The 710-nt window shown below is 60.7% G+C and carries 2 protein-coding genes; both read right to left on the reverse strand.

Annotated elements, in window-relative coordinates:
• The coding region (locus C5Y96_RS26005) for a DMT family protein (protein WP_146115818.1) at nt 1-205 on the reverse strand (205 nt) is incomplete at its 3' end.
• 175 nt (nt 206-380) lie between these two features.
• The coding region (locus C5Y96_RS26010) for a dihydroxy-acid dehydratase (RefSeq protein ID WP_199188805.1) at nt 381-710 on the reverse strand (330 nt) is incomplete at its 5' end.

A 710-nucleotide genomic window follows, 5' to 3' on the forward strand; every position in this document is an offset into this window, starting at 1 on the left:
CCTCCTGCATGACCTTCAGCTGCGCCGCGCTGAACCGCTCGTGCCCCCAACGATTGGCCGGCACTTGCAGGCAATATTCAAAAAACGCGATCCCCCAACTCGCCAGGATCACCACCCACAGGGCGCTGCTCTTGAACTTCAGGTGCCCATACCAGGCGAACGTCATGAAGATGTTCGAGAGGATCAGTAAGATGATCGTCCACATAAGAAACGATTCCCTGTCGGCGCTAACCCCACGGCGCGGGCCAAGGGAATGCGGGTGATGCTCAAGAAAGTGCCGCCTAATCGCTTGCGGCCGGAAACCCCTGGCGCCACGAAGGCGGATTTCCGGCCGCTTTCCCTCGGCTCGTGCCTCAGGTTCGTTGTTAGAGCTGCGTCGACTATTCGTCGGTGACGCAGCCTTCCGAGGCGCTTTTCACGTTTTTGATGTACTTGTAAAGCGTGCCGCGAGTCGCCTTGTAGGCCGGAGCGGTCCAAGCGGCCTTGCGCTTCGCCATTTCTTCGGCCGAGACGTCGACGTCGATCGAATTGCTGTCGGCGTCGATCGTCACGATGTCGCCATTTTGCACCAGGCCGACCGGGCCCCCTTCCTGGGCTTCTGGCGTAATATGACCGACGATGAACCCGTGCGAACCGCCTGAGAACCGTCCGTCGGTCAGCAGCGCCACGTCACTACCAAGTCCGGCGCCCATGATCGCCGAGGTCGGCGT

It is taken from the genome of Blastopirellula marina (assembly GCF_002967715.1).
Lineage (GTDB): Bacteria > Planctomycetota > Planctomycetia > Pirellulales > Pirellulaceae > Bremerella > Bremerella marina_B.